Genomic DNA, 25,982 nt, shown 5'->3' with positions numbered 1-25,982 from the left:
TTTTATGGGCAGTTGATCCCCCACCTAACTTCTTTGCTTTCGCTGAATTTTGAGGTGGGGGGTCTTACTGCCCATTAAAGCGGGATAAAATTAGAAAGTAAGCCAAATAAGAAGAACACTCACATAACCAAATTACATTGCTAGTAGCTACTCTTCTTATACCTTTCACTCATGCTACTACAATGTACCCCCTTCCCCTTTATATAATGAAGAAGGCCTTAGTCCATATGGACTAAGGCCTTCTTATACATCCTAAAATACCCCTACCTCGTATTTTTATTTTCGACAAAAAATAGGTGGGGGTATAATTCGCTATCTCATCGCTAAAAGTTTACTCTTCGCATTAATAGGAATATTTACAGCTTCAATTTCTTCAATCGCCTCGCCGTAGCGCCCTTTTGCATACACCTTTAATGCTTCATCTCTCTTTAACATATGCTTAACAGTCTTCTTTATTTTTTGTTCTCTTCCACGTTCGTCAAACGCAATAAATTCATATTCATACCATTCATCACCAATAGGCTGACCAATTGTATTCACAACCGTATAGTATTCTTTCGTCTTATAAAGCGGATTATATTTATCGATAACCGGTCCAAATTTCGTAGGCAGTAACATTATTACTATCACTACCATCGCTATTATAGTAGTGATCATTTTTTTCTTCATAATAAACATTCCTCCTCAGCAGGATATATATACATCCATTTTAAAAAGAAGGAATAAAATCTACTATTGAATCTCATTACATTACACTTACATTTTTGTAAGAATTAAAAAAGGTGAACGAATTTACTCGTTCACCTTTTAGCTCGCTTTAAAGCCACCGCCAAGTACATCACGTACATCATGAATAACAACGAAAGCATCTTCATCTACTCGGCCGATAACTTGCTTTAACTTAACAAGCTCTTGTTTATTAATAACAATATATAATACTTCTTTATTTTTACCAGTATATCCGCCGCGTCCTTCTAATACAGTGACACCGCGTGTCATGTTTTTCGTAATAGTTTCACGTATTAAGTCTGGTTGATTTGAAATGATTGTAACAGCCGTTTTTGTATCCATTCCTTCTACAATGAAATCAATCACTTTTGCTCCAATGAATACTGCAACAAGTGTGTACATTGCTTTTTCTTGTCCTATTATAAATACAGAACCAGCAATTACAACGATATCAATAATAAGTACGCCTTTACCAACGCTCCACCCTAAATATTGATTTGCTAATTGTGCTAAGATAGCCGATCCTCCTGATGTACCTCCAGCTTTGAACATACAGCCTAACCCGACACCGACAAATAAACCAGCGAATAGAGCCGCTAATAACGTATCACTATTTACATGATACTCAATATGTTCCGTAACATATAAAAACAAGGATGTTTCTACAATCCCTAAAATTGTATAAACCATCGTTTTCTTATCAAAAAATTTATAACCGATAGCTAGTAAAATTGCATTTATAGCAAAGTTCACAATCCCCGGCGACCAATCAAATAAATAGTACGTAACAACCGTTACACCAATAATTCCACCCTCTGATAAACGGTTTGGAATTGCAAAGTAATTAATACCAATTGCGAACAATAATGAACCAATTGTAATTAGTGTTATTTCTTTTATACGTTGATTAACCATAGTTCATACCTCCCCCCATTTGACATTGTATCACTATCTCCTAGAGGTTTAGAAGTTGTTTTTATTGCACATTCCCCCTCTTAAAGATCGAGATATTATGTTTAAACAAAGGGGTGATTAATTATTCATATTCGCTCTAACTGTACGGACAAATCGCTCCACATTCCCCTTCTGAATATACTTAGCTCGAATGGTTTCATGATTACAAGTACATTCGAAATGCGGACGACAAACTATGCTATCTATATGCAAATATGAATAATCTTTAAATGTTGCAGAATAGTATGGAAATTTCCCATAAAAGAGAAGACGTCTAGTAGTAGCCGCAAAAATCCCATGCTGATACGATAACGTAAAATTATCCTCCTCAAATATCCCTACTACAAAGGCCAAAATCTTTTCATCATCTTCTATATACTTTTTCATACTCGATAAAAGTTCATTCATGCATATTCCTCCAAATACTATTTTTGAAAAGAATCCATGGATTATTACAGACCGGTTTAACTCCTTTATAAAGTATGAAACGCGTTTCCTGTCAAAGATATTTCAAAAAAATAATCCGTTATGCAATTTACACATAACGGATTAAAACTAAACAGTAGAGCGTTCCACAAGTTCGTATGGAATTTCCACCTTTTCTTGTTTAGAACTTTCATCACTTATTTGCCTGTAAAACATTTCAAAGGCCTTTTTACCTATTTCCTTTAAATTTTGATCGATGGTTGTAAGTTGTAACACTTGCGAAATAGGTTGATTATCAAAGCCAATAATCGCTAAATCTTTAGGAACTTGAATACCTAATTTTTCAGCTTCTGTCATCACCCCAATCGCAACTTCATCTCCTGCTACTATTAACGCTTCAGGAAGATGCTGCATCCCCTTTAATTTATGAGCCACTCTCACACCATCTTCTAATGTAAAACATTCTGTGAAAATCCATCCTTCATTCACTTCTTCATCTATAGATTGCAATTGCTGTTTATAAACATCAAAACGCTTTTGACTACTCGGTCCTAATTTTCTTCCTGTGCAATAACCAATTTTTTTATAACCTTTCTCAATTAAATAATCCATTCCTAATTGAAAAGCGGCCGAATGATTCGTATATACACTTGAGATATTCGAAATATCATTATCTTCACAAGCAACAATTGCCCCATAGGAAGCATACGGTTCTATCGTTTCCCAATCATTTGCACGAGAACAAATAATAAGACCATCCAATTGTTTTGTTTTTAACATATGTAAACTTTTCATTTCTTCTTTTTTATTATAATTCGTTTGGCAAAGTAGCACTCTATAATTATGAGCTAACGCCACCTCCATCATCCCGCCTACCATCGCATCAAAACACGGATGATTAATATACGGTAAAATCACACCAACAATATTCGTCTTCCCTTTTGATAAATGAACAGCATTTGCGTTTTGCGAGTAATTCAACTTCTCAACTATCTCTATAACCGCTTTCCTTTTCTCTTCACTTACATACGGATGATCATTCAATACTCTCGAAACAGTCGTAACTGAAACTCCCGCCATCTTTGCAATATCTTTAATATTAGCCATACACTCACCTCTACTTTTAAAATTAATGAATTCCATGCACATATGTCAAATCTTCTCATCATTACACCTTCATTCGTTTTTCTTACAAAAGTGTAATTCTCCTGTAAGCTAATTCGATAGTTACTTCTTACGATATTTCATACAATTAAGTCAGAAACAAGGCAACAACTATTCGAAAAGGAGCGGATTCATATGATGAACAAAATGAAATCAAACAATTTTTTAAATACAATGGGCATGGTATTTTCTACTCTAATCGATGCTAAAGCTGTTGCTTCTACATTAAACAAGTAAGGAGAATTCATTATGAACAATATCACATTTAACAAATTAGATTTTTTAGGACTAGCTAGCGGATCAGTTCTTCTTACTGCTTTTATTTACGCCGCTACGCTTGTATAACTTTGTGTCCCCTTTCCCCTTTACCCCGCTTTAACGGGCAGTAAGACTCCCACCTCAGAATTCGGCGAATGCGAGGAAGTTAGGCGGGAGATCAACTGCCTGTAAAAGCCCGATTGGTTCAACTAATAATCAGTGGGGACGAACAAAACCCCCACTGATTAAAGTTTCACTTTATTATAAATAGTAATAGAAAAGACGACCGTCTATGCCCGGTCGTCTTTTCTTATTTTTGATTTGATTGCAAAGTTTCCTTTAGCTCCTCAAATTTCTCATTTAATTGATCTGTCATCATTTTCATCGCTGTTTTTCGATCTATTTGTTCTTCAGCATCAATTTGAATTGGGTCTCCAAAAATCAATTGTGCCTTTTTCCCTTTTATTAATTCTTTTACACTTGATGGACCAACATAAGCTGCCGGTACTAACGGGACATTAGAACGTAGCGCAATCGTAACAGCCCCAGCTTTTAATGAAACATCTTCTGTTGATCGTGTCCCACTCGGAAAAATCCCTACTACTTTCCCTTCTTTTAATAGGCGTGACGGAATTTTGAGTGTACTCGGTCCTGGATTCGCACGATCTACAGGAAATGCATTCACATTTTTAAAGAACCAGTTTTTGAATTTCCCTTCAAATAATTCTTTTTTTGCCATGTAATGAATTTGGGTCGGGTACATCCCTGTAGCTAACATTAATACATCCATAAAACTTGTATGTGTACACGCAACAACATATGGGCCGCCTTCTGGTAACTTTTCTCTCCCTTGCACTTCTACTTTTCCAGCTGTTTTAAATATATATTTCAACAAAAATGTAATTGGTTTATACATTTGTTTCGTTCCTTTCTGAACATCCGAATTATAATCATTTTCTTACAACGATTATAACACTAAGTTTTAGGAGTTGGTAATAAAAATGAGTATTAATTGTTAAATTTCAATTCTTACAAAAGTGTAATTTTCTTGTAAGCTAATTCGATAGTTACTTCTTACGATATTACATACAATTAAGTCAGAAAGAAACAACAACTATTCGAAAAGGAGCGGATCAATATGATGAACAAGATGAAAACGAACAATTTTTTAAATACAGTGGGCATGGTATTTTCCGCTCTAATCGATGCTAAAGCTGTTGCTTCTACATTAAACAAGTAAGGAGAATTCTTTATGAACAATATCACTTTTAACAAATTAGATTTTTTAGGATTAGCTAGCGGCTCTCTTCTTCTTACTGCTTTTATTTACGCTGCTACGCTTGTATAACTTTGTGTCCCCTTTCCCCTTTATATAGAAAAAGACGACCGTCTATGCCCGGTCGTCTTTTTAAATGTTTCTTTCTTTTAACTCTTTTAAAAGCTGTATCATTTCAGCTTGTTGTTTTATCTTCTTACGACCATTTCGATTAATTGCTGCAAGCTCACAAGCAACTCCGACGGCAAAGAAAAACAATAAACTTTCTAACATGTGAAATCCTCCAATTGCCTATTAAACAGCTTGGCGTAATTGCTCTTCTTGTAAAATCTTCTTATTTATATTTTCTTCTTTTCTCTGACAAACGTTATTGCGAATAAGTGCTGCAATAACAAGTAAAGTTCCTACAATATCAAACATTGTTATTTGATATCCTTGCATCATCATAATAATTAAAGTCGTAATAGGCACAAAGTTAATAAATAAAATCCCATTAATAGATGATAAAATTTTCACACCGTAATTCCAAGCGAGTAATGCTACGATTCCCGGTAATGTCATCATAAACAATAAATCATATTTCACGATAGAAATCGTTCCCATGCTCGGAATCGGTACATATCCAAGCAATGTAATGATTACAGTTATAATCCCTGTGACAGTCGTACCGAATACACACGTCAACGTAGAATAACGTAATGTTGACCAATCGCTACACGTTTGACCACCCATCGTATAAATAACCCAACCTACAACCCCAATAAATATACATGCTAGTGAAAACATGTTATCTTTCAATGTTAAAAAGAAACTCATATCACCTTTTGTAATAACAAATAGAGCTCCTATAAAAGCGACCATCATGCTCGTTATCATATACTTTTTCGGTTTTACATGCTTATATCCCCATAGAATACAAATAGAAATCATCGGCATCAGTGCTTCCATAATAGACGCTACCATCACGCCTGATTTTCCCATTAACATTTGACCTAAAAATATAAGTACATTATATACAGTAAACGCCATCGTCCCGAAAAAGACGAGTAACTTTCCTCTTCCCTCTAAACGAAATGCCTGCTTTCCTTCTTTCATTAACAACAATACAATCAGTACGATTGCCACCGCTCCATAGCGAATAAGCGAAAAATAAAATGGATCTATGTATTCTAGCGCATGATCAGCAACTGGAAACATCGCTCCCCATGACATACTTGCAATTAAACATGCTAAAGCCCCTATTATCATTTGACCTTTTCTCAATACAATTCCCCCGCTTCTTTCTATTTGCACAAAGAAAATTGTAAAAGAAAAAATATATCACGTAAAATGATTCAAAATGATGTTAACTATCACTTATAATGATAGTTAATATCAAGGAGGATCATACTATGGAATTAAGAGACTTACAAATCTTCCAAAGTGTTGCCGACCAAGGTAGTGTAAGTGGCGCAGCAAAGGAATTAAACTACGTACAATCAAATGTAACTGCACGTATTAAACAACTAGAAAACGAACTAAAAACACCGCTCTTTTATCGTCATAAACGAGGCATGACTTTAACAGCTGAAGGAAGAAAAATGCTCGTTTATGTTAATAAAATTTTGCAAGATGTCGATGAGCTAAAACAAGTATTTTTAGATAGTGAAACACCGTCTGGTATATTAAAAATCGGCACGGTCGAAACAGTAAGTACATTACCTACCATTTTATCTTCTTACTATAAACGTTATCCGAATGTCGATTTATCATTACAAGCAGGTCTAACAGAAGAATTGATTAGAGAAGTACTTGATCATCAATTAGATGGTGCCTTTATATCAGGTCCTATTAAACATCCACTAATCGAACAATACGATGTTAGTACAGAAAAATTAATGCTTGTAACACAAAATAAAGCTTTTCATATAGAAGAATTTACAACAACGCCTCTACTCGTTTTTAACCAAGGATGTGGATACCGTTCCAAACTAGAACGCTGGCTTAAAGATGAGGGTTTGCTACCAAAAAGAATTATGGAATTTAATATATTAGAGACAATATTAAACAGTGTTGCACTCGGTCTTGGAATTACACTCGTACCACAGTCTGCTGTCCACCATCTTTCTAAAGCTGGTAAGGTACATTGTCATGCAATCCCTGAAAAGTATGGTAGTATTTCAACGGTTTTCATACGCCGTAAAGATAGCTATACGACAAATTCAATGCGTAGCTTTTTAAAAACAATCGAAGAGCATCATCACATCAACATGCTTTAAAAGACATTCTTACACGGATGTCTTTTTTTCTTACAAAAGTGTAAGTCTTTCGTAAGCTAATTCGATAGTTGCAGGCGATCATATTTCCTATAATTAAGATATAAAGCAGGGCAACAACAATTCGAAAAGGAGCGGATACGCATGATGAACAAAATGAAATCAAACAAATTTTTAAATACAATGGGCATGGTGCTATCCGCACTTGTCGATGCAAAGGCTGTTGCAACTACATTAAACAAATAAGGAGAGATTATAATGAACAACATTACATTTAACAAATCAGATTTCTTCGGACTTGCAAGTGGAGCGACTCTTCTTACAGCTTTCATTTACACACTTGCTCAAGGTCTTGTTTAACACTTTGTTTCCCCAAACCCCTTTATATATAGAAAAAGCTGCTCGTCTTATAGACAAGCAGCTTTTTAGTTTATCCCACTTTAATGGGCAGTAAGACCCCCACTGATTAAAGTTTCACTTTATTTCATATATAATTTGACCTGTTTTCGTCATATCGTATCCGCCAATTGCTTTTAATTCATTATGAAATTCTTCCGATTGCAGAATGTCTTTCACGACTTCAATCAGCTCTTCATTTTCTTTATTCTTCAAAATCACTAAATCATACTGTTCTTTCATGATTGGAACAAAGTCTACATTTACAATTTGCGAAAACTTTTCTGATCCTACTCCCACATCAGCTTTTCCATTCGCGACTTGTGTCGCAACACCAAGATGATTCGATTCTTCCCATTCATACCCACTAATACGTTCTTTATTTAACTTTTGAATGCGCAATTGTTCATCCACTAATACCCTAATGCCAGAGCCTTTTTCTCGATTTACAAATCGTATAGATGATTGAGATAAATCATCCCATGTTTTTATATTTTTAGGATTCCCCTTTTGCACATAAAACCCAACGTTCCTTGCTAATAAATTAATCATAGTACACGGTTGTCCAACTAAAATACGTTTTACGTAAGGAACATTATATGTACCCGTTTCTCCATCAAACAAATGAAGACTAACGATACTTCCTTCTCCTTGATACATTTTTATTAAACTCGTTAAACTACCTTGATATGCCCTTAATATATTTGAACCTATCAGGCGATTTTCTATACGTTTTGCCAACATATCTAACGTTAGTTCTTGTCCGCTAATAATACATGTATCCAAGCCTCTACTATCTTCGCTCTTTACAGGCGTACCTTGTATTCTCCCTGTTTTCATTTGCTTTATATATTGTTCTAAATCCGTTGCATCAATGCGCATCTGTCTACCGATTCTATAAGAAGGCAGTTCTCCTTTTTTAATTAGATCGTATACAGTTAATTTTGATACTTTTAATCGCTTCGCTACTTCTTCCGTTGTGTAGGAATGATGATCCATAGACGATTCCTCACTTTCTTCCTTCATTGTAACAAAGAAAAGAATTTTTCTCCTATATTTTAAAAACAACTACATCGTTCAAATTATATTCAATTATAACTAGTTATAATTAGTTATAATTAGTTATAATTGAATATATCAAAACGAAAGGGGATTTTTTTATGAACAAGTTTACATTACGATCCATCGGAGCACTTATACTTTCTTTTCTTCTTTTATTTAGCGTTGCATGTACAAGCGGAGATAAGAAAGAGAAATCAACTGCTAAAGAAGGAAAAACAGTTGAACTTACTATATCAGCTGCTGCAAGCTTACAAGATGCACTAAAAGAAATTGAAACAAAATATAAAGAAACAGAACCTAATATTAAGCTTTCTTTTAACTTCGGTGCTTCTGGTGCACTTCAACAACAAATTGAACAAGGTGCACCTGCTGATTTATTCTTCTCAGCAGCCGAAGATAAATTCCAAGCTCTTGTTAAAAAAGGATTCATTAATGAAAAAGAAGGGAAAAATCTTCTTGGAAATGAACTCGTTCTAGTTGTCCCAAAAGATAGTTCTCTTACAAAAATTCAAGATTTAAAAGATGAAAAAATTAAGAAAATCGCACTTGGTACACCTGAATCAGTACCTGCTGGAAAATATGCAAAGGCTTCTCTCACACATGAAAATCTATGGAATGATATTCAAAATAAAATCGTATTTACAAAAGATGTTCGCCAAGTGTTAACATATGTAGAAACAGGTAATGTCGATGCTGGCATTGTATACAAAACAGATGCTCTTATTTCAAACAAAGTAAAGATTGGAGAGACAGCAGCAGCGACTTCTCATGAGCCAATTCACTATCCTTTAGGTGTTATAAAAGAATCTAAGCACAAGAAAGAGGCGACTTCATTTTATGAGTATTTGCAGTCAAAAGATGCACAATCTATCTTTAAGAAATATGGATTTACAGTCCTATCATAATTGCCATGAGCTTTGATGCTATTTTGTCACCAATCTTTCTATCTTTACGAGTAGCTGCATGCGCCACCATCATCGTTACAATTTTAGGAACGATAATCGGACGGGCTTTAGCACGCTCTTCATGGCGATATAAAGTTATATTAGAAACAATTTTCTTATTACCAATGGTACTTCCACCAACTGTAATTGGTTTTTTTCTCATTATCATTTTCGGAAATAATAGTCCCATTGGAATGTGGATAGAATCATTGTTTCAGCAGTCTATTATGTTCACATCTACTGCTGCGATCATCGCTTCTACAGTTGTTGCATTTCCGCTTATGTACCAATCAGCAAAAACAGGATTTTCTATCGCAAATGTACAAATTGAAGAAAGCGCTCGTGATCTTGGTGCAAGTGAATATCAAGTTTTTCTACATGTCACACTTCCGCTTGCATTTCCCGCCTTACTAAGCGGAATGATTTTAAGCTTTGTTCGTGCACTAGGGGAATTTGGTGCTACGCTCATGTTTGCCGGAAATATTCCTGGTAAAACACAGACAATCCCAACTGCAATTTATATGGCGATTGATGCAAGTAATATGCAACTCGCTTGGACACTAGTAGTTATCACTATTAGTATGTCACTCCTATTTCTGCTATGTATTCAGCTTATTAATAAAAGAATCACTAACTCTTAAAGCAGCTTCTGCCGAAGCTGCTTCTTTATTTCTTAGGAAATAAAATATACTAGCGGGAAATAACTGAATTTTACCTTTTATTAAAATATACATTTTATTTGAATTCACTTTCTAAAATAGGCAATTTCCTGTTATTATATGGAGGTGTTTCAAAAAATGAAGAAATGAAAACGCATTTATATCGTGAATTCTTCATCCTGTTTTAGCAATCGGTAATCTTCTACTCTATTAGTGGGGCATTACCGATCGTTAGAACGATATGTAATTATATTGGTATAGAAAACCGAAGGGAGTCTTGTAATGGACATTTTATTAGCGCTTCTTCCTGCAATTGCATGGGGAAACATCTTATTAGTAAGCGTAAAAATGGGCGGTGGTGCATATAGCCAAACGGTAGGTATGACAATCGGTGCTCTATTCTTCGCAACAATTATGTATGTATTTACTCAACCAGCTTTAACAATGACAGTCTTGATTGTTGGTTTTATTTCAGGTTTATTCTGGGCATTAGGACAAGTAAACCAATTAAAAACAGTTGAAAAACTAGGTGTTTCAACTACTGTAACGATTTCTACTGGTATGCAACTTGTTGCAACTTCTATCTTTGGGGTTATCGCTTTCCGTGAGTGGACTACTACAACGACGATTGTTCTGGGAACGATTGCAATCCTATTAATTGTAGTTGGTGTTGTATTCACATCACTAGATGACAAAGAAAATGCACAGCCACCAGGACAATTGAAAAAAGGACTTCTTACTTTAATTGTTTCTACTTTCGGCTACCTTGTATATGTAATTATTATTCGTTGGTATAATATCGATGGTTGGTCTGCTATTTTACCACAAGCAGTTGGTATGTTTGTTGGTGCGGTTGTACTGACATCTAAACATAAGCCATTTAATAAATATGCAATCCGTAATGCTTTATCTGGTTTACTATGGGGAACTGGAAACTTATTCTTACTTCTTTCATTACCACGTGTCGGAGTAGCAACAAGCTTCCCATTATCTCAAACTGGAATCGTTATCTCAACATTCGGTGCGATTGTCTTCTTAGGCGAAAAGAAAACAAAACGTCAATTGATCTTTATTGCACTAGGTAGTGTTTTAATTATCGGCGGCGCTGTATTGTTAGGTATGACAAAAGCATAAACTTATAATCTATTAATCCCTGAAGCAATTATGCTTCAGGGATTTTTTATTACAACTATTTTTTAAATATAATAATCTTTATAGCCTTATTTGTATCACCTCTCCTCCCTCCCATTCCATTCTTTTCACGATAAGTCTTTTCTTTTTACAAAATTCTCTTAAAAATGGTATCGTTTTTTATAACATATCTCCACTAGAAAGGAATAAAGGATATGCTAACTAAACATCGAATTCTATTTATTGGTGCTGGTCGTATGGCAGAAGCTATATTTTCCGGATTACTTAAAACAAGCAAAGAATACATCGAAGAAATTATCGTTTCTAACCGAAGCAACGTAGAAAAGCTAGAACAATTACAAGCACGATATAATGTGTCTACTGCAACAGATTGGAAGCAGCATGTTACATCTGTTGATACGATTGTTTTAGCAATGCCACCTTCTGCACATGAAGAATTATTAGCAGAATTATCTCCGTTACTATCGAATCAACTTGTCGTAACGGTAGCCGCTGGCATTGGCCCATCTTATTTAGAAGAAAGACTTCCCGGGGGAACACCTGTTGCTTGGATTATGCCAAACACAGCTGCTGAAATTGGAAAGTCTATCTCCTTATATACAATGGGACGATCAGTAAACGAGATGCATCAAGAAACCCTGCAACTGCTTTTAAGAGGCATTGGTACTTCGCAACTTTGCACTGAAGAGGAAGTTCATCAGCTAACTGCAGTTACTGGAAGTGCACCAGCTTTCCTTTATTACTTTGCTGAAAGCTTAATTGAAGCAACAAAAAGTTATGGAGTCGATGAAGCAACTGCCAAACACCTTGTCATTCAAATGATTTCTGGCTCTGCTTCTATGCTTGAACAAACGCAAGATCCAGCTAACCTCCGCGAACAAGTAACAACACCAGGTGGTTCCACAGCTGAGGGTCTCAAAGCTTTATATGAATATAATTTTTCAGAGGCAATTCAAAAAGCAGTAGAAGCAACAAACAAAAAAGCTAGGGGGAAATAATATGAATTTAACAAGTTTAAAAGACTATACAACATTACATAACGGTGTAAAAATGCCTTGGTTCGGTTTAGGTGTTTTTAAAGTAGAAGATGGTTCAGAAGTAATTGAATCTGTAAAAGCAGCAATTAAAAATGGCTACCGCAGCATTGATACTGCCGCAATTTACCAAAACGAAGAAGGCGTTGGACAAGCGATCCGTGAATCAGGTGTTTCACGTGAAGAATTATTCATTACATCAAAAGTATGGAATAGCGATCAAGGGTATGAAACGACACTTCGAGCATTTGAGACTACATTAGAGAAATTAGGTCTAGAATATTTAGATTTATATTTAGTACATTGGCCTGTAAAAGGGAAATATACTGAATCATGGAAAGCGTTAGAAAAGCTTTATAAAGATGGCCGTGTTCGCGCTATCGGTGTGAGTAATTTCCATATTCACCACTTACAAGACGTATTTGAAATTGCTGAAATTAAGCCAATGGTCAACCAAGTGGAATACCATCCACGTTTAGCACAAGAAGAATTACACGCTTTCTGTAAAGACCATAATATCCAACTTGAAGCTTGGTCACCATTAATGCAAGGCCAACTGCTAGACAACCCAACATTACAAGACATTGCAACAAAATATAATAAATCAACTGCGCAAATTATTTTACGTTGGGATCTACAAAACGAAGTTGTAACGATCCCTAAATCTATTAAAGAACATCGCATTATTGAAAATGCAAATATATTCGATTTTGAATTAAGTGCTGATGACATGAAAGCAATTCAAGCTCTAAATGAAGATCGTCGCGTTGGTCCAGATCCAGATAACTTTAACTTCTAATAGAAAAACCACTGCCATATGCAGTGGTTTTTCCTATTAAAGAAAACTGAAAATTTAAACTATATTTCATTTGGTTGACACTTCATTATCCAAGGTGTAAGATTTTGAATTATCAAAGAAACACAAAAATTAATAAAGTTTATTCGTTTACTCATTGTATCAAGAGAGGTGGAGGGACTGGCCCTTTGAAACCTCGGCAACAGGTTCATTTTGAATACTGTGCCACTTCCTGCAAGCTTTGTGCTTGAAAGATAGAATGAGGGACTTCGTTTATATACGGGTGCATAACTTGTACGTAAAAATCCCTCTTTCTCAATACGAAAAGAGGGATTTTTTATTTTTCATTTCCCTCATCATCATCCAAACTTAATTATTTAGGAGGAAAATCAAATGAAAAAGAAGTTTGTACCCGGTATTGCATCAGTTGTAGGAGTAAGTATTTTATTAACTGGTTGCGGTAGTTATAAAAACGAAGCGAGCGGAGCAAATGCAAAAGACGAGGCGCCTAGTAAACAGATTTTAAACTTATCTTCACCTACTGAAATACGAACAATGGATACAGCTCGTGCTACAGATACTGATTCTGGTCAAGTAATGAGAAACGTATTTGAAGGTTTGTATAATCTTGGTGAAGGTAACAAACCTGTCCCTGGTGTTGCAAAATCTCATGAAGTAAGTGGCGATAAAACGAAATACACATTCCATTTACGAGATTCAAAATGGTCAAACGGCACTCCTGTTACAGCGAAAGACTTTGTCTTTGCTTGGCAAAGAGCTGTTGATCCAGCAACAGCCTCTGAATATGCATTTCTATTCTTTGATATTAAAAATGCAACAAAAATTAACAACAAAGAACTTCCAGCCGATCAACTTGGTGTAAAAGCAATTGATGACCATACGTTTGAGGTGGAATTAGAACGTCCTGTTCCGTACTTTATAAGCTTAACAGCGTTCCCAACATTTCTACCAATTAACGAGGAATTCTTTAAAGCACAAGGTGATAAGTATGCTTTAGAAGACAATACAATCTTGTACAATGGAGCTTTTACACTAAGCGATTGGAAGCACGAACAAAGCTTTAAATTTAAGAAAAACCCTACCTATTGGGATAAAGATACTGTCAAACTGGAAGAAATCAATTTTAACGTCGTTAAAGAAAAATCTACAGAAGTAAATTTATTCGAGTCAAAGCAATTAGACCGTATAAAACTAACATCTGACTTCGTTGATAAATATAAAAAAGATGCAAACTTTAAAGAACGTCCGAACGTAGGGGTACAGTTTCTACGTATGAATCAACAAAATAAAGTACTTCAAAACGTTTCTGCACGCCAAGCAATCGATCAAACAATCGATCGAAAATCCTTTGTAAATACGTTATTAAATGACGGCTCTACACCAACCTCTAGTCTCGTGCCGAAAAACTTTGCAAAAGGACCTGACGGAACAGACTTCCGTACTGCAAACGGCGATTTAACAAAGGTTGATACACAATCTGCACAAGAATTATGGAAAAAAGCTAAACAAGAGCTTGGATCTGAAAAAATAACGTTAGAACTATTAACAAGTGACGGTGACCTTGAGAAGAAAACTGGTGAATTCTTAAAAGGACAACTAGAAAAGAATTTAGATGGCTTAACAGTGACGATAAAACCGCAACCACGTAAACAACAAGTTTCACTTTTATTAAAAGGTGACTATGAAATTGGAATTGACGGCTGGAGCCCTGACTTTGCGGATCCAATTACATTCCTTGAGCTATTTACAACGAATAACCCTTATAACTTAGATCATTACTCTAATAAGGAGTTCGATGAAACAATAGCAAAAGTGAAAACAACTTTAGCCGGTGATGAAAAAGCTCGTTGGGAAGCACTACTAGCATCCGAGAAAATATTATTTAAAGACTCTGTGATCGCTCCTCTTTACCAAAAAGGCGAATCTTATTTAGAACGTTCTTATGTGAAAGGAATTGTGCAAGTAGACTTTGCAGGTCAATTAAACTTCAAATGGGCAAAAATTGAAAAATAAAGCGAAACTTTAATCAGTGAGGTTTTCTTCATTCCCCACTGATTATTACCTCATACCAATTATTTTTTTAGAAAAACATATTAAAAGTAGGTTCCCCAACACGAGGGAATCTACTTTTTTAATATATTATTCCAAGAAATTAACAATCTATTTTTATTATTGACATATAGTTCTTTCCAGTGTTAATATTCTAAATAATCAAAGAAACGAAATATTCCACCATCAAAATATAATGTCTACTACGTTGAAACATATAACGATAGATTATAGTTCAACATGTATATACATATAGAACACCTGATTACCTACATACACATATCTATAATAGGTTTTCTCTTCTTCTATAGTTACACTTCAAGACATGGACATTATGACGTTACGAACAACACATATAGGGAGGAACGAACAATGAAGAAAAAAGTTATACCTGTTGTTGCATCTGTTTTAGGGGCAAGTCTATTACTAACTGCTTGCGGGGGCAATAAAGATAATGCAAGCGGAGCGAAAGCAAATGATAAAGCGCCTGATAAACAGGCAATTAACTTATCATTCGCTTCAGAAATTCCAACAATGGATGTTGCAAAAGCAACGGATGGGGAATCCATGAACGTAATGCGAAATGTTTTTGAAGGTTTATATGCAATGGGAGAAGATAATAAACCAATTCCTGGTGTGGCTGAGTCGGTTGACGTTAGTCCCGATAAAACAAAATATACATTCCACCTGCGTGATTCAAAATGGTCAAACGGTACTCCTGTTACAGCAAAGGACTTCGTCTTCGCTTGGCAACGTGCCGTAAATCCTGATACAGCAGCTGAATATGCGTTCTTATTCTTCGATATACAGAATGCGAAACAAATAAACCAAAAACAATTGCCAATTGATCAACTAGGGGTCAAAGCTCTTGATGATAAAACGTTAGAAGTACAACTAGACCGTCCTGTTCCCTACTTCTTAAGCTTAACGACATTCTCAACATTCTTACCAATTAATGAAGAATACTTAAAATCTCAAGGCGATAAATATGGTTTAGAAACAAATCATTTAATTTACAACGGTGCTTTCACATTAGATAACTGGAAACACGAGCAAAGCTTCCAATTGAAGAAAAACCCTACCTATTGGGATGCTAAAACTGTAAAATTAGAAGAAATCAACTTCAATGTCGTTAAAGATAAGTCTACAGAAGTTAACTTATATGATTCAGGACAAATTGATCGCGTTGCTTTAACTGCGGAGTTTGTTGATAAATATAAGGGCGATCCAAACTTCAAAGACCGTGCTGAAGTTGGTATTCAATTTTTACGACTAAATCAAAAAAATGCAACATTAAAAAATCAACATGCACGCCTTGCTATTAACGGAGCAATGAATAAAAAAGCATATGTAGAAACAATTTTAAATAACGGTGCTGTTCCAGCTGAAGGAATGATTCCTGCGAAATTCGCAAAGAGTCCGGAAGGCAACGACTTCCGTAAAGAAAACGGAAACCTAGTCAAAGATGATGTGAAAACAGCGAAAGAAAACTGGAAAAAAGCGAAACAAGAACTTGGTACTGACAAAGTAACAATCGAACTATTAACAAGTGATAATGCTTTAGCTAAAAAGACTGGTGAATATTTAAAAGGTGAACTAGAAAAAAATCTAGATGGATTAACAGTGACGTTAAAACCACAACCACGCAAACAACAGTTAAAACTACTATTAAGTGGTGACTATGAAATCGGTATTGATGGCTGGGGCCCTGACTTCGCGGATCCAATTACATTCTTAGATTTATTTACAACAGATAGTGCTTATAACTTCGATAAATACTCTAACAAAGAGTATGATGAGCTAATCCATAAAGTGAAAACAGATTTAGCTGGCGATGAAAAAGCTCGCTTTGAAGCGATGAAGCAAGCTGAAAAAATCCTATTACAAGACGGCGCTATCGCTCCTTTATACCAACAAGGTCGTTCTTATTTACAACGCTCTTTCATTAAAGGGCTTGTAACAACTGACTTCGGCGGTGAATTTAACTACAAGTGGACAGAAGTTGCAAAATAATAAGTATCAGTAAAAAAAGGTATCCAATTGAAGGATACCTTTTTACTTTATACTTCTTTAACTACAGAGCTTCTTCCCTTTACTATTCCTTTTATAGATACAGTAATCATTGCTACCAATTGTGTAACGAATATAATGACTAATAATGAAATAATATTTTTCTCTAAACTAATCCCTCCAAATATTATTGTATAATAGCCATTTGCTGCATATGTTGCGGGAAATAATTCGCCGATTGTTTGATATGTTTTAGAAAGCATCTCATGTGGTACAATTACAACCGAACTTACAAGTTGGAGCGATAGTGAAATTATATTAAAGATCATACCTGCATTTCCGAAAACAGTTATGAACATTTGTGTTAATGAAATAAAGGCGAAGAAGACTATTTTTAATAATCCTCTTCCCCTTCTTTTTGCATCCAACTAAAACTCATCATAAATATAAACACAAACATCAAATATGTTCGCCACGTCAAAGAAGGTATATGCCCTGACCAAAGATAGCTAATGAAATAGTTAATTCCCATAATACAAGACGATACTACTAAACTAATACTTATTAGTTTTACATATTTGAGCATATCTTTTCTCCTTACTTTTCTATCTCTTCAAATTGCAGATTTATCGGTTCTTCTAGTAGTGTTTCATAAAAGTTTTCAGCCAAATCTGTTGAAGGAATTTTTTCATCTACTTCATCAAATCGAATACTATCTAGCCACACACAACCTTCTCCTGATAATAAAACACCGAACGCAATACCAAGAGCCTCTTCTTTTATATCTAATACAACCGAGTACGATTGCCAGTTATTCGTATTTTTAATTGGACGATTTTGCATATTATCCATAGCAAGCGGTTCTGTATCTTTTCCGTCTACTCGCATCCACAATCCTGCCCAATCTCTTACGTTCTCACTCTTAACAAATGCTGTTAAACGTAATCTTTTACCTACATATTTATCCGCTCGAAACATTTGCATTAATGTTGAAAACCCTCCGTGCGTAACATTCTCTTTTGCTTGTATGTATGCAGATACTTTTCCTTGATGGGCAACTTCATAATCTAAACCCATCTCATATTCAGCAGGATGACTTCCACTTAAAATCCATCCTTTCGGTATACCTTTTTGCATCGAAACACCCTCTCTTTCTATATAAAATGACTGGAAGTACTTTCGATATTTCTTCGGTGGCAATTGAAACATTCTTTTAAAAGCTCTCGTAAATGCCTCTTGTGAGGAAAAGCCGTATTGCACTGCAATATCAATAACAGCTCTCTCTGTTGACACTAAAACCTGCGCAGCATGAGTTAACCTTCTCTTTCGAATATAATCCGTTACACTCATCCCAACATATCTTTGAAAAATACGATGAAAATGGTACATCGATACTGCACTGTGAGACGCCACTCTGTCTGTTGTAAGCTCCTCGTGTAAGTGACCTTCTATATATTCAATTGCTTGTTTTATCATCTCTTTATATTCTCCATGCATGTTAGTACCCCCTCACAACTCCAATTTACCATATACATACAAATCATTTTTGATTTAAATTGCGGATTATCCCTTGTGGCTATAGGGTAATAATTTATTTTCAACTCATACATAATTACATGATTTTGGGAAAAACTTGTATAGAAGGAATTTACATAAGGAGGAATTTATAATGAGAATTTTACTATCAGTTTTATTAGCTCTTATGCTAGTACCTGCATTAACAGGATGTAAAGCTCCTGCAAAAGAAGACACAACTTCTAATAAAAAGACTACAGAAGAGGCAAAGAATGAAGCTCCTGCTGATTTAAAACTAGACTTTAATGAATTCGATTTAAAGGCAGACTACCAAGATACAAAGAAAGACTACGAAGCTGACTATAAAAATGTAGCAGCAGATAAAAAAATGGAAGCAAAAATTGAAGATCATAAAGCAGATGTAAAATTAACAGGAGACGAGGCCATCACAAAATTAAGCCCACTTCTACAAGAATTAAAATTTAATAAAGATACTCCTGACCAAGAAGTAATCGATCAAGTAGTAAACGTGTTCAAGCTTGATAAAGACTATCAAAAGTTCGATTTAGAAGTTGTCTTCTCTGATGGAACGAAAAAAGAATATAAAAGAGAAATAAAATAAAGAAGTAGGCGATTGCCTACTTCTTTATTTTATTTTTTAGCATATCGTAAGCTCGGTTGAGACCCTACGTAGTATTCTAATCCAGATACAGATGATTTTTGCAAATAAGAATCTGTCGGGAATACAAGTGGAATTAAAGGATACTCTGTAAACATAATATCTTCTGCTTGATGTAATAAGTCAAAGCGTTTATTTTCATCTTGTTCTAATTTTGCTTGATTAATTAAATTATCAAAGTCTTTATTAAACCATTTCGCATAGTTATTTGGACCATCACCTGCATAAATTTCCAATTGAGCAGCTGGATCTAATGTAGATCCTCCCCATCCCATATATGCAATTTGAAAGTCACTCTGTTTGTACATATCAATATAGCTTTTCCACTCTTTACCTTCTATTTTTACATCTACCCCAAGATTCTTCTTAAACATTTCTTGAAGTGTTTCAGCTATTTTTTTCTTATCCGAATATTTCACTGTTACTTCTGGAAGGGTAGTCCATCCTTCTTCCTTCATTCCTTCTTCTAATAGAGTCTTAGCTACTGCAGGATCATATTTAAAATAGTCACCTTTCTCTTTACGGAAGTCGCGACCACTTTCTGTTTTTGCTCCTTCTGGTACAAAGCCATATGCTTCTTTTGCATTATTCTTTAATATTTTCTCTACGATAAACTTACGATCTACAGCTAATGCAAAAGCTTTACGGATTTTCGCATTTGTAAATGGTGGTTTTTCTGAATTAAATGAGTAAATGTGAGTTGAGTAGTCTTGCATCTTTTTAAACTCTTTATTTTTTTGTTCCTTTTCAACTAAGTCTGTTGGTATATGAGATAGTAAATCTAATTCTCCAGATTTATATAATTGATACGCTGTTTTACCTTCAGGAATAATACGGAATTCGATTTCTTTTGATGCTACTTTTTTATCATGAAACTCTTTATTTTTTTCTAAAATAATCGCTTGATTATGCTTCCATTCTTTCAATGTAAAAGGACCGTTTGTAATTAATTCTTTGGGATCTACTTTTAGTTTACCTTTTTCATCAATAGATTTTTTATTAAGTGGAATATATAACGACTGAGATAACGTTCGTTTAATAGACGTTACTGGATGTTCAAATTGTAGCTTTAGAGTTACATCATCTACCGCTTGAATTCCTACTGCATCTTCTGCACCTTTCCCCGTATTAAACGCTTCCCCACCTTTAATGAAATATAGTTCTGTTGCATTCATAGAACCCGTTTTAGGATTTAATATTCTCTTCCAAGCGAATTCAAAGTCTTTTGCTGTTAATGGAGAACCATCAGACCATTTCAATCCTTTTTTCAAATAGAATGTATACTCTTTTCCATCTGCCCCAGCTTCCTCTTTCTCTACTAAGTCCTTTTCAAATTTCCCATCACTTGTTTGTCTATACAAAGTTGCAAATAAGTGCTCAATTACATAATTAGAATTATTGTCTGTTGAAATTGCTGAATCTAGTGTATAAGGATCACTACCAAGATTCGTTACAAAACGGTCTCCCTTACTAGCACTTGCTTTTGAAGTATCTTTCTTACCGCAAGCGACAGAAGTAATTGCTAATACGGCCATAATGACAAATAATAAAAACTTCTTCATCCTACATTCCCCTTTAACCTGAAATTTTTGGTGTTGATGCTAATAATGTTTTTGTATAAGAATGTTGTGGATTACGGAATACTTCATCCGTATTTCCAAATTCAACAAGTTCTCCTTTATATAAGACAGCCACTTTTTCACATAAATAGTGAACCATCGGTAAATCATGTGCGATAAATAAATATGTATAGCCTTGTTCCTTTTGGATCTTTTGCAACAAATGTACAATCTGAATTTGTAGTGAAACATCTAATGCAGAAATTGGTTCATCAAGAATTAATACCTCGGGCTCACATAATAACGCCCTTGCAATAGCAATCCGTTGACGTTGTCCTCCGCTAAATTCGTGCGGGTAACGATCAATATATCGTCTATCTAATCCAACACGTTCTAGTGCATCACCTGCGACTTTATCTTTCAGCCTTTTATCACCTAAACCGAATGAAATATAGCCTTCTGTTACGCTATCGCGTACTTTCCAGCGCGGATTTAATGCAGCTGTTGAATCTTGAAAAATGAACTGTACTTTCTGCAAGAAATCCCGTTTATGAGTTGACTTCAACTTATGGACAACTTGACCGTTATAATCAATTTGACCAGACGTTGGGCTCTCAATCCCGGCTATGAGCTTACCAAGTGTTGTTTTTCCTGAACCACTTTCTCCAATAATGCCAAGCGTCGTTCCTTTCGGGATAGAAAGTGATATATCTTTTAGCGCTGCGATTTCTTTCTTTTTACTTCCATACGTTTTTGTTACTTGCTTTACCGTAATTAAATCTGTCGTCATGAGGCATTCACCTTCTCTTTTGATTTCGCTTGGTCATGCTCTAGAACATGTTGCCAACAATGTGAACTGTGCTCCTCAGAATATGATGTTCTATCAGGGAAACGATGAATGCATTCTTGTATTGCTACTGGGCACCTATTTACAAATGGACACCCAAAGCTATTTAACGTTTCAATTGATGGTGTTGTTCCCTCAATGGCCCTAAGTACCTTTTCAGAATCATCCATATTCGGAATGGCTTGCAATAAACTTTTCGTATATGGGTGCTTCGGTGAACCTATTACTTCTTGTATCGTTCCTTTTTCAACAACACGTCCCCCGTACATCACAACTACTCGATCTGCTACTTCACGTACAAGTGCCAAATCATGGGTAATTAACAAAATACTCGTATGTTGTTTTTCTTTTCGCTCTTTTAATAACCCCATAATTTGTTTTTGAATCGTTACATCTAATGCAGTTGTAGGCTCATCTGCAATAACGAGCTTTGGGTGACAAGCAAATGCAATTGCTAAACAAATACGCTGCCTCATACCTCCGCTTAATTGATGCGGGTACTGTTCAAAACGTTTCTCTGCTTCATGTATCCCTAAATCATTTAATAAGTTAATTGCAATTTCTTTTGCCTCTTTCTTTGACTTCTTTTCGTGTTGCAAAATTACTTCTGTAATTTGTCTGCCCACCTTCATCGTAGGATTTAAAGAGGACAGAGGATCTTGAAAGATAAAGGAAATATCTTTCCCTCGAATTTGATTCCACTCTGATTCTTGTAAATTCGTTAATCCTTGAGATTCGAAAGAAATACTTCCATCATCGATATGAATAGACTCTTGATTTAGTCCGATAATGGATTGTGCTGTAACACTTTTCCCTGAACCACTTTCTCCTACAAGTGCCACGATTTCACCTTCGTTAATGGAAAAGGAAACATGCTTCACAATTGCTTGCTTACTATTCTCTTTTTCAACGGCTAACGTTACGTTTTCTAAAGATAAGAGCTGTCCCATGTTTTTTCTCCTTTCGATTTCGTTTTACAATCTTCGGATCAATTGCATCTTGCAAACCATCACCAATTGCATTAAATGCGAACATGATGAGCGCAATCATCAGCGACGGAAAGAAAAGTTGCCACCATTCCCCGCTTAATAATGTCCCGAGCGCATCATTTGTCATCGTCCCCCAGCTCGCTGCTGGTGATTGTACCCCTAGTCCGATAAAACTTAAAAATGATTCTGAGAAAATAGCTGCTGGAATTGTAAATGATAAATTTACGATAATAATGCCTGTTAAATTCGGAATGATATGTCCGTATATAATCTTCATATGCGATGTACCTAATCGTTCTGCTGCAATAACAAATTCTCTTTGCTTTAAAGATAAGATTTGTGCCCTAACGAGACGCGCCATGCCAATCCATCCGGTTAATGCAAGAGCAATAATAATTGTAAAAAGTCCTGGTTTCATAATGATTAGTAGTAAAATAACAATTAATAAATATGGAATACCGTATAATACTTCAATCCCTCGTACAATCCACTCATCAATTAACGTTCCCAGGCGATTACGTCCTCTCACATATCCACTAAAGCCCCCAATCAGTACACCAAGTCCTATATCAAGAACGGCCGCTATTAATCCAACTACTAATGAAATTTTCCCTCCAGCCCAAGTACGTGCCCAAATATCCCGACCTAAATCATCTGTTCCAAACCAATGCTCACTACTAGGAGGTAAATTTGTCGCCTCTTTTACTTGTTCACTCGCAGTAAAAGGAGTTAAACTTTCACCGATAAGAGAGAAAATAATAATGAGTAATAATGTCACCGTCCCTAGAACTGCGATTGGATTTGATACAAACTTACGAAACACTTCTTTTTTTCGGCTAATCGTTTGCTGCTCTTTATTTATCGTTAATTCTTTTTTCTCTTCATTCGTTAATAGCTGTTTATTGATTTCATAAGCTCCCATTTAAATATCCCCCCTCCTTATGTAATAGAACGAATACGCGGATCAACAATACGGTGAATAATATCTGTAATGAAAATACAAGAAATTAATAATGAACTATAGAAAATTGTTGTTCCCATAATGACTGGATAATCCCGGTTAAAAATACTATCCACAAAATATTTTCCAAGACCTGGAATCGCAAAAATCTTTTCAATAATGAACGTCCCTGTTAAAAGCCCAGCCATTAAAGGTCCAACAAATGTAAGTACTGGCACAATCGCATTTCGAAGAGCATGTCTTATAATGATTTTCTTAATTGGTATACCTTTCGCTCTCGCTAGCTTAATATAATCACTCTGCAAGACTTCAATCATATTAGAGCGAACAAACCTTGTAATTACTGCGATTGGCCCTAGCGCTAATGCGAAGGATGGCAATACCGTATGTTCGAATGTGCCCCAAGACGCTACTGGCAAAAGTTCAAATTGAATTGCAAATACTTGTATAAATAATGGTGCTAAAATAAAACTTGGAATAGAAATACCGAGAATCGCAAGTAAGCTCACACTATAATCAATTACTTTCCCATGATATAGAGCTGCAAATGTACCTGCTGCAATTCCGACTAATAATGAAATAACAAGTGCTTGTAAACCAATAATCGCTGATGGACCAAATCCTGTTGTTATAATTTCTGATACGCCTTGCCCCGTCGATTGAACGGATTCACCAAAATCAAAATGAACTACACCGTCTAAATAAGCAACATATTGATTCCATAACGGTTCATCAAGGTGATACTTCGCTCTCATATTCTGCACAACTTCCGCCGGAAAGATCTTTGCATCCGATGAAAATGGATCCCCCGGAATAATGTGCATAATCAAAAATGTTACTGTTGTAATAATCCATAGTGTAAACACCATAACTGATAGTTTTTTAACAACATACACTCCAATAACCTCCTAAACACATAAATTTACTTTGTTTTATTAACGTATCTTTCCCATTAATCCCTTTCCTCTTCTTAAAACACAAAAAGCCTTGATCTTAAAAAATAAGATCAAGGCTTAATAAACGAAGGCCCATCACTTATCTTTCAAGACTTGCTTGCTGGAATTAGCACGGTGTTCCTGTTACAGAACCCGCTGCTGAGGTGTCATAGGGCCAGTCCCTCTACCTCTCTGGATAAGTAAATTGCTATATTATTATTTGGTTCAAATTGTATATTTCGAATTATAATTCTGAAAAAATGAAAAGTCAATCAAATTGGATATATTTAGAAAAATCAGTTTTTAATAAGAGGTTTATCTAAATCGCGTTTTTTCACTTATACTTAACAGGAGTAGTACCAGCAAAACGCATAAAATATATATTAAGGAAAATATTCACAAATACCCTTAGCGTATGTTTTCCACGAAATGTTGGCGGGACCCCATACCCATCAAGCTAAGATTTTAGAATACCCCCCAAACGGAAATTTTGTGTGTTTTATAGCACCGAAGTTCATTTTTATCGTTTTAGGGGCAACCTGTTCTGTTAAGTTGATACGATATAGTGGGCCCCTACTAGACCATAAAAAAACCATTCCAATATGAAATGGTTTTTTGTAACACTTATTCGCATTAATTACTTATTATAAAACTAATAAAAGAAAATATAATTGCATTTCAATTTCTTAATAATTACTTTTAAGATGACTATTATCTCGACCAAGTGCTTTTTTGACAGCATTATACATCTGCTTGTTTTTTCTTGTATGCAATTGGACTTCAGTACCATCGTGCCCAATAAGGTAGAATACAGGAGCTTTTTTCTCACTCGTATTATTAATACTCATATTCGTATTCCCGATTTTTGTTGAAGTTGTTATATAATCGCCAGTACCAAGGCCTTTATAACCATATTCCGCATAATTACTATGAGGAATATATATTATATCACCTTTCTTTGGAACGAAAATTAGCGCCTCTTTTGTTAACGTAAGACATCCCCATCCAAAATCTGAATGATGAAATACTTCTAGTGTCAATATACTGGTTTGATTATACTTATTACGAACAATTTCTTTACAGCTGTTTTTCCCTTTGTTATCCTGAATCACAAAATAAATAGGAATCCCAAACAAAGCAAGCAGATAAGAAAATGCTATGGCTTCGCTATTAATCATAGCTCCTATCAAAAATAACCCTACAGCTGACCCAACTGTAATAAAAAATCGTTTCGCAAAACGTGAAGTAAATGGATCCACTAACAAACACTCTCCTTTTTTTTACCAATGATATGCTGATTTTATTTTATAAA

The 25,982-nt window shown here is 35.2% G+C and carries 29 protein-coding genes and 2 riboswitches; of the genes, 12 read left to right on the top strand and 17 right to left on the bottom strand.

Features of this window, described 5'->3' with window-relative positions; all coding sequences use genetic code 11:
• Positions 1-312 precede the first annotated feature (312 nt).
• The 4 genes from K5S59_RS27000 to K5S59_RS26985 form a co-directional block, all read right to left on the bottom strand.
• Positions 313-669, bottom strand: a complete 357-nt coding sequence (locus K5S59_RS27000; RefSeq protein WP_098872067.1) for a YxeA family protein — start codon at positions 667-669, stop codon at positions 313-315.
• A gap of 138 nt (positions 670-807) precedes the next feature.
• Positions 808-1,644, bottom strand: coding sequence for a YitT family protein (locus K5S59_RS26995; protein ID WP_000248055.1), 837 nt, complete (start codon positions 1,642-1,644; stop codon positions 808-810).
• A gap of 117 nt (positions 1,645-1,761) precedes the next feature.
• Positions 1,762-2,091: a PH domain-containing protein gene (locus tag K5S59_RS26990; protein WP_001004237.1), complete on the bottom strand. Its 330-nt coding sequence runs from the start codon at positions 2,089-2,091 to the stop codon at positions 1,762-1,764.
• A gap of 147 nt (positions 2,092-2,238) precedes the next feature.
• Positions 2,239-3,216: a LacI family DNA-binding transcriptional regulator gene (locus K5S59_RS26985; protein WP_001273892.1), complete on the bottom strand. Its 978-nt coding sequence runs from the start codon at positions 3,214-3,216 to the stop codon at positions 2,239-2,241.
• 306 nt (positions 3,217-3,522) lie between these two features.
• Here K5S59_RS26985 and K5S59_RS26980 point away from each other — a divergent pair, with 306 nt between their 5' ends.
• Positions 3,523-3,618 carry a DUF3948 family protein gene (locus K5S59_RS26980; RefSeq protein WP_001060010.1) on the top strand — a complete coding sequence of 32 codons (96 nt, stop codon included), beginning with the start codon at positions 3,523-3,525 and terminating at the stop codon, positions 3,616-3,618.
• A gap of 223 nt (positions 3,619-3,841) precedes the next feature.
• Here the strand turns inward: K5S59_RS26980 and K5S59_RS26975 are convergent, their stop codons facing one another.
• On the bottom strand, positions 3,842-4,447 hold the full coding sequence (locus K5S59_RS26975; protein WP_000277789.1) for a lysophospholipid acyltransferase family protein: 606 nt from the start codon (positions 4,445-4,447) through the stop codon (positions 3,842-3,844).
• Positions 4,448-4,783: 336 nt separating this feature from the next.
• On the opposite strand from K5S59_RS26975, the gene K5S59_RS26970 reads away from it, so the two are divergent.
• Entirely contained in the window at positions 4,784-4,879 is a 96-nt protein-coding gene (locus K5S59_RS26970; protein WP_001060007.1) for a DUF3948 family protein, read from the top strand.
• A gap of 60 nt (positions 4,880-4,939) precedes the next feature.
• On the opposite strand, the gene K5S59_RS26965 is transcribed toward K5S59_RS26970, so the two are convergent.
• A complete protein-coding gene (locus K5S59_RS26965) occupies positions 4,940-5,080 on the bottom strand; it encodes a YrzO family protein (protein WP_000894069.1) in 141 nt (46 codons plus the stop codon).
• A 21-nt stretch (positions 5,081-5,101) separates the two neighbouring features.
• Positions 5,102-6,070, bottom strand: a complete 969-nt coding sequence (locus tag K5S59_RS26960) for a DMT family transporter (protein WP_120449350.1) — start codon at positions 6,068-6,070, stop codon at positions 5,102-5,104.
• Between the two features lie 128 nt (positions 6,071-6,198).
• On the opposite strand from K5S59_RS26960, the gene K5S59_RS26955 reads away from it, so the two are divergent.
• Together K5S59_RS26955 and K5S59_RS26950 are read left to right on the top strand one after the other, a co-directional pair.
• The gene (locus tag K5S59_RS26955; RefSeq protein WP_000423048.1) at positions 6,199-7,065 is read left to right on the top strand and encodes a LysR family transcriptional regulator; all 867 of its coding nucleotides are present in this window, start codon (positions 6,199-6,201) and stop codon (positions 7,063-7,065) included.
• 255 nt (positions 7,066-7,320) lie between these two features.
• Complete coding sequence (locus K5S59_RS26950) at positions 7,321-7,422, top strand: DUF3948 family protein (protein WP_001060013.1); 102 nt, start codon at positions 7,321-7,323, stop codon at positions 7,420-7,422.
• A 114-nt stretch (positions 7,423-7,536) separates the two neighbouring features.
• On the opposite strand, the gene K5S59_RS26945 is transcribed toward K5S59_RS26950, so the two are convergent.
• The gene (locus tag K5S59_RS26945) at positions 7,537-8,484 is read right to left on the bottom strand and encodes a helix-turn-helix transcriptional regulator (protein ID WP_000657106.1); all 948 of its coding nucleotides are present in this window, start codon (positions 8,482-8,484) and stop codon (positions 7,537-7,539) included.
• A gap of 134 nt (positions 8,485-8,618) precedes the next feature.
• Between K5S59_RS26945 and modA the strand changes: the two genes are divergently transcribed.
• From modA to K5S59_RS26910, 7 genes are all read left to right on the top strand, one after another.
• The gene (gene modA, locus K5S59_RS26940; protein ID WP_098237958.1) at positions 8,619-9,425 is read left to right on the top strand and encodes a molybdate ABC transporter substrate-binding protein; all 807 of its coding nucleotides are present in this window, start codon (positions 8,619-8,621) and stop codon (positions 9,423-9,425) included.
• A gap of 5 nt (positions 9,426-9,430) precedes the next feature.
• Complete coding sequence (gene modB / locus K5S59_RS26935) at positions 9,431-10,105, top strand: molybdate ABC transporter permease subunit (protein WP_002070208.1); 675 nt, start codon at positions 9,431-9,433, stop codon at positions 10,103-10,105.
• 300 nt (positions 10,106-10,405) lie between these two features.
• Entirely contained in the window at positions 10,406-11,257 is an 852-nt protein-coding gene (locus tag K5S59_RS26930; RefSeq protein WP_000353549.1) for a GRP family sugar transporter, read from the top strand.
• Positions 11,258-11,469: 212 nt separating this feature from the next.
• Entirely contained in the window at positions 11,470-12,273 is an 804-nt protein-coding gene (proC, locus tag K5S59_RS26925) for a pyrroline-5-carboxylate reductase (RefSeq protein WP_000956264.1), read from the top strand.
• Between the two features lies 1 nt (position 12,274).
• Positions 12,275-13,108, top strand: a complete 834-nt coding sequence (locus tag K5S59_RS26920; RefSeq protein ID WP_001054820.1) for an aldo/keto reductase — start codon at positions 12,275-12,277, stop codon at positions 13,106-13,108.
• A 153-nt stretch (positions 13,109-13,261) separates the two neighbouring features.
• Positions 13,262-13,366: riboswitch (SAM riboswitch) on the top strand.
• Between the two features lie 132 nt (positions 13,367-13,498).
• Entirely contained in the window at positions 13,499-15,139 is a 1,641-nt protein-coding gene (locus tag K5S59_RS26915) for a peptide ABC transporter substrate-binding protein (RefSeq protein ID WP_000726439.1), read from the top strand.
• Between the two features lie 408 nt (positions 15,140-15,547).
• Complete coding sequence (locus K5S59_RS26910; RefSeq protein WP_120449347.1) at positions 15,548-17,188, top strand: peptide ABC transporter substrate-binding protein; 1,641 nt, start codon at positions 15,548-15,550, stop codon at positions 17,186-17,188.
• Between the two features lie 47 nt (positions 17,189-17,235).
• Here K5S59_RS26910 and K5S59_RS26905 read toward each other — a convergent pair whose 3' ends face one another.
• The 3 genes from K5S59_RS26905 to K5S59_RS26895 are packed head-to-tail and all read right to left on the bottom strand — an operon-like array spanning position 17,236 to position 18,682.
• Positions 17,236-17,544 (bottom strand): ABC-2 transporter permease, encoded by a 309-nt coding sequence (locus K5S59_RS26905; RefSeq protein ID WP_050418692.1) that lies wholly within the window; start codon positions 17,542-17,544, stop codon positions 17,236-17,238.
• Positions 17,545-17,579: 35 nt separating this feature from the next.
• On the bottom strand, positions 17,580-17,771 hold the full coding sequence (locus K5S59_RS26900) for a hypothetical protein (RefSeq protein WP_080000033.1): 192 nt from the start codon (positions 17,769-17,771) through the stop codon (positions 17,580-17,582).
• A gap of 11 nt (positions 17,772-17,782) precedes the next feature.
• A complete protein-coding gene (locus tag K5S59_RS26895) occupies positions 17,783-18,682 on the bottom strand; it encodes a helix-turn-helix transcriptional regulator (protein WP_120449345.1) in 900 nt (299 codons plus the stop codon).
• A 172-nt stretch (positions 18,683-18,854) separates the two neighbouring features.
• Here K5S59_RS26895 and K5S59_RS26890 point away from each other — a divergent pair, with 172 nt between their 5' ends.
• On the top strand, positions 18,855-19,322 hold the full coding sequence (locus tag K5S59_RS26890) for a YusW family protein (RefSeq protein WP_061677911.1): 468 nt from the start codon (positions 18,855-18,857) through the stop codon (positions 19,320-19,322).
• Positions 19,323-19,351: 29 nt separating this feature from the next.
• Here K5S59_RS26890 and K5S59_RS26885 read toward each other — a convergent pair whose 3' ends face one another.
• The 6 genes from K5S59_RS26885 to K5S59_RS26860 all read right to left on the bottom strand — a co-directional run bounded on the left by K5S59_RS26885 (position 19,352) and on the right by K5S59_RS26860 (position 25,935).
• Positions 19,352-20,941, bottom strand: a complete 1,590-nt coding sequence (locus tag K5S59_RS26885; protein WP_120449343.1) for a peptide ABC transporter substrate-binding protein — start codon at positions 20,939-20,941, stop codon at positions 19,352-19,354.
• 13 nt (positions 20,942-20,954) lie between these two features.
• The gene (locus tag K5S59_RS26880; RefSeq protein ID WP_120449341.1) at positions 20,955-21,728 is read right to left on the bottom strand and encodes an ABC transporter ATP-binding protein; all 774 of its coding nucleotides are present in this window, start codon (positions 21,726-21,728) and stop codon (positions 20,955-20,957) included.
• A complete protein-coding gene (locus K5S59_RS26875; RefSeq protein WP_000531249.1) occupies positions 21,725-22,735 on the bottom strand; it encodes an ABC transporter ATP-binding protein in 1,011 nt (336 codons plus the stop codon). Before K5S59_RS26875 ends, K5S59_RS26880 begins: the two co-directional genes overlap by 4 nt.
• Complete coding sequence (locus K5S59_RS26870) at positions 22,692-23,696, bottom strand: ABC transporter permease (protein WP_000501547.1); 1,005 nt, start codon at positions 23,694-23,696, stop codon at positions 22,692-22,694. Before K5S59_RS26870 ends, K5S59_RS26875 begins: the two co-directional genes overlap by 44 nt.
• A 17-nt stretch (positions 23,697-23,713) precedes the next feature.
• Positions 23,714-24,631 (bottom strand): ABC transporter permease, encoded by a 918-nt coding sequence (locus K5S59_RS26865; RefSeq protein WP_000289679.1) that lies wholly within the window; start codon positions 24,629-24,631, stop codon positions 23,714-23,716.
• A 136-nt stretch (positions 24,632-24,767) separates the two neighbouring features.
• Positions 24,768-24,873: riboswitch (SAM riboswitch) on the bottom strand.
• Between the two features lie 483 nt (positions 24,874-25,356).
• On the bottom strand, positions 25,357-25,935 hold the full coding sequence (locus K5S59_RS26860; RefSeq protein ID WP_033655960.1) for a hypothetical protein: 579 nt from the start codon (positions 25,933-25,935) through the stop codon (positions 25,357-25,359).
• Positions 25,936-25,982: the final 47 nt, after the last annotated feature.

Origin of the sequence: Bacillus sp. BML-BC051, from assembly GCF_019656175.1 — a bacterium.
GTDB classification, from domain to species: Bacteria; Bacillota; Bacilli; order Bacillales; family Bacillaceae_G; genus Bacillus_A; species Bacillus_A mobilis.
The sequence above is the reverse complement of the archived record's forward strand: the minus strand, read 5'-3'. Positions and strand labels throughout refer to the sequence as shown.

Bases quoted from the DNA above. Each gene is read 5' to 3' on its own strand.
- K5S59_RS26950 (WP_001060013.1), top strand. From the start codon at position 7,321: ATGAACAACATTACATTTAACAAATCAGATTTCTTCGGACTTGCAAGT.
- K5S59_RS26980 (WP_001060010.1), top strand. From the start codon at position 3,523: ATGAACAATATCACATTTAACAAATTAGATTTTTTAGGACTAGCTAGC.
- K5S59_RS26955 (WP_000423048.1), top strand. From the start codon at position 6,199: ATGGAATTAAGAGACTTACAAATCTTCCAAAGTGTTGCCGACCAAGGT.
- K5S59_RS26870 (WP_000501547.1), bottom strand. From the start codon at position 23,696: ATGGGAGCTTATGAAATCAATAAACAGCTATTAACGAATGAAGAGAAA.
- modA (WP_098237958.1), top strand. From the start codon at position 8,619: ATGAACAAGTTTACATTACGATCCATCGGAGCACTTATACTTTCTTTT.
- K5S59_RS26990 (WP_001004237.1), bottom strand. From the start codon at position 2,091: ATGAATGAACTTTTATCGAGTATGAAAAAGTATATAGAAGATGATGAA.
- K5S59_RS26945 (WP_000657106.1), bottom strand. From the start codon at position 8,484: ATGAAGGAAGAAAGTGAGGAATCGTCTATGGATCATCATTCCTACACA.
- K5S59_RS26920 (WP_001054820.1), top strand. From the start codon at position 12,275: ATGAATTTAACAAGTTTAAAAGACTATACAACATTACATAACGGTGTA.
- K5S59_RS26890 (WP_061677911.1), top strand. From the start codon at position 18,855: ATGAGAATTTTACTATCAGTTTTATTAGCTCTTATGCTAGTACCTGCA.
- K5S59_RS26965 (WP_000894069.1), bottom strand. From the start codon at position 5,080: ATGTTAGAAAGTTTATTGTTTTTCTTTGCCGTCGGAGTTGCTTGTGAG.
- K5S59_RS26895 (WP_120449345.1), bottom strand. From the start codon at position 18,682: ATGCATGGAGAATATAAAGAGATGATAAAACAAGCAATTGAATATATA.
- K5S59_RS26975 (WP_000277789.1), bottom strand. From the start codon at position 4,447: ATGTATAAACCAATTACATTTTTGTTGAAATATATATTTAAAACAGCT.
- K5S59_RS26885 (WP_120449343.1), bottom strand. From the start codon at position 20,941: ATGAAGAAGTTTTTATTATTTGTCATTATGGCCGTATTAGCAATTACT.
- modB (WP_002070208.1), top strand. From the start codon at position 9,431: ATGAGCTTTGATGCTATTTTGTCACCAATCTTTCTATCTTTACGAGTA.
- K5S59_RS27000 (WP_098872067.1), bottom strand. From the start codon at position 669: ATGAAGAAAAAAATGATCACTACTATAATAGCGATGGTAGTGATAGTA.
- K5S59_RS26985 (WP_001273892.1), bottom strand. From the start codon at position 3,216: ATGGCTAATATTAAAGATATTGCAAAGATGGCGGGAGTTTCAGTTACG.
- K5S59_RS26900 (WP_080000033.1), bottom strand. From the start codon at position 17,771: ATGCTCAAATATGTAAAACTAATAAGTATTAGTTTAGTAGTATCGTCT.
- proC (WP_000956264.1), top strand. From the start codon at position 11,470: ATGCTAACTAAACATCGAATTCTATTTATTGGTGCTGGTCGTATGGCA.
- K5S59_RS26880 (WP_120449341.1), bottom strand. From the start codon at position 21,728: ATGACGACAGATTTAATTACGGTAAAGCAAGTAACAAAAACGTATGGA.
- K5S59_RS26970 (WP_001060007.1), top strand. From the start codon at position 4,784: ATGAACAATATCACTTTTAACAAATTAGATTTTTTAGGATTAGCTAGC.
- K5S59_RS26915 (WP_000726439.1), top strand. From the start codon at position 13,499: ATGAAAAAGAAGTTTGTACCCGGTATTGCATCAGTTGTAGGAGTAAGT.
- K5S59_RS26905 (WP_050418692.1), bottom strand. From the start codon at position 17,544: ATGTTCATAACTGTTTTCGGAAATGCAGGTATGATCTTTAATATAATT.
- K5S59_RS26910 (WP_120449347.1), top strand. From the start codon at position 15,548: ATGAAGAAAAAAGTTATACCTGTTGTTGCATCTGTTTTAGGGGCAAGT.
- K5S59_RS26875 (WP_000531249.1), bottom strand. From the start codon at position 22,735: ATGGGACAGCTCTTATCTTTAGAAAACGTAACGTTAGCCGTTGAAAAA.
- K5S59_RS26995 (WP_000248055.1), bottom strand. From the start codon at position 1,644: ATGGTTAATCAACGTATAAAAGAAATAACACTAATTACAATTGGTTCA.
- K5S59_RS26930 (WP_000353549.1), top strand. From the start codon at position 10,406: ATGGACATTTTATTAGCGCTTCTTCCTGCAATTGCATGGGGAAACATC.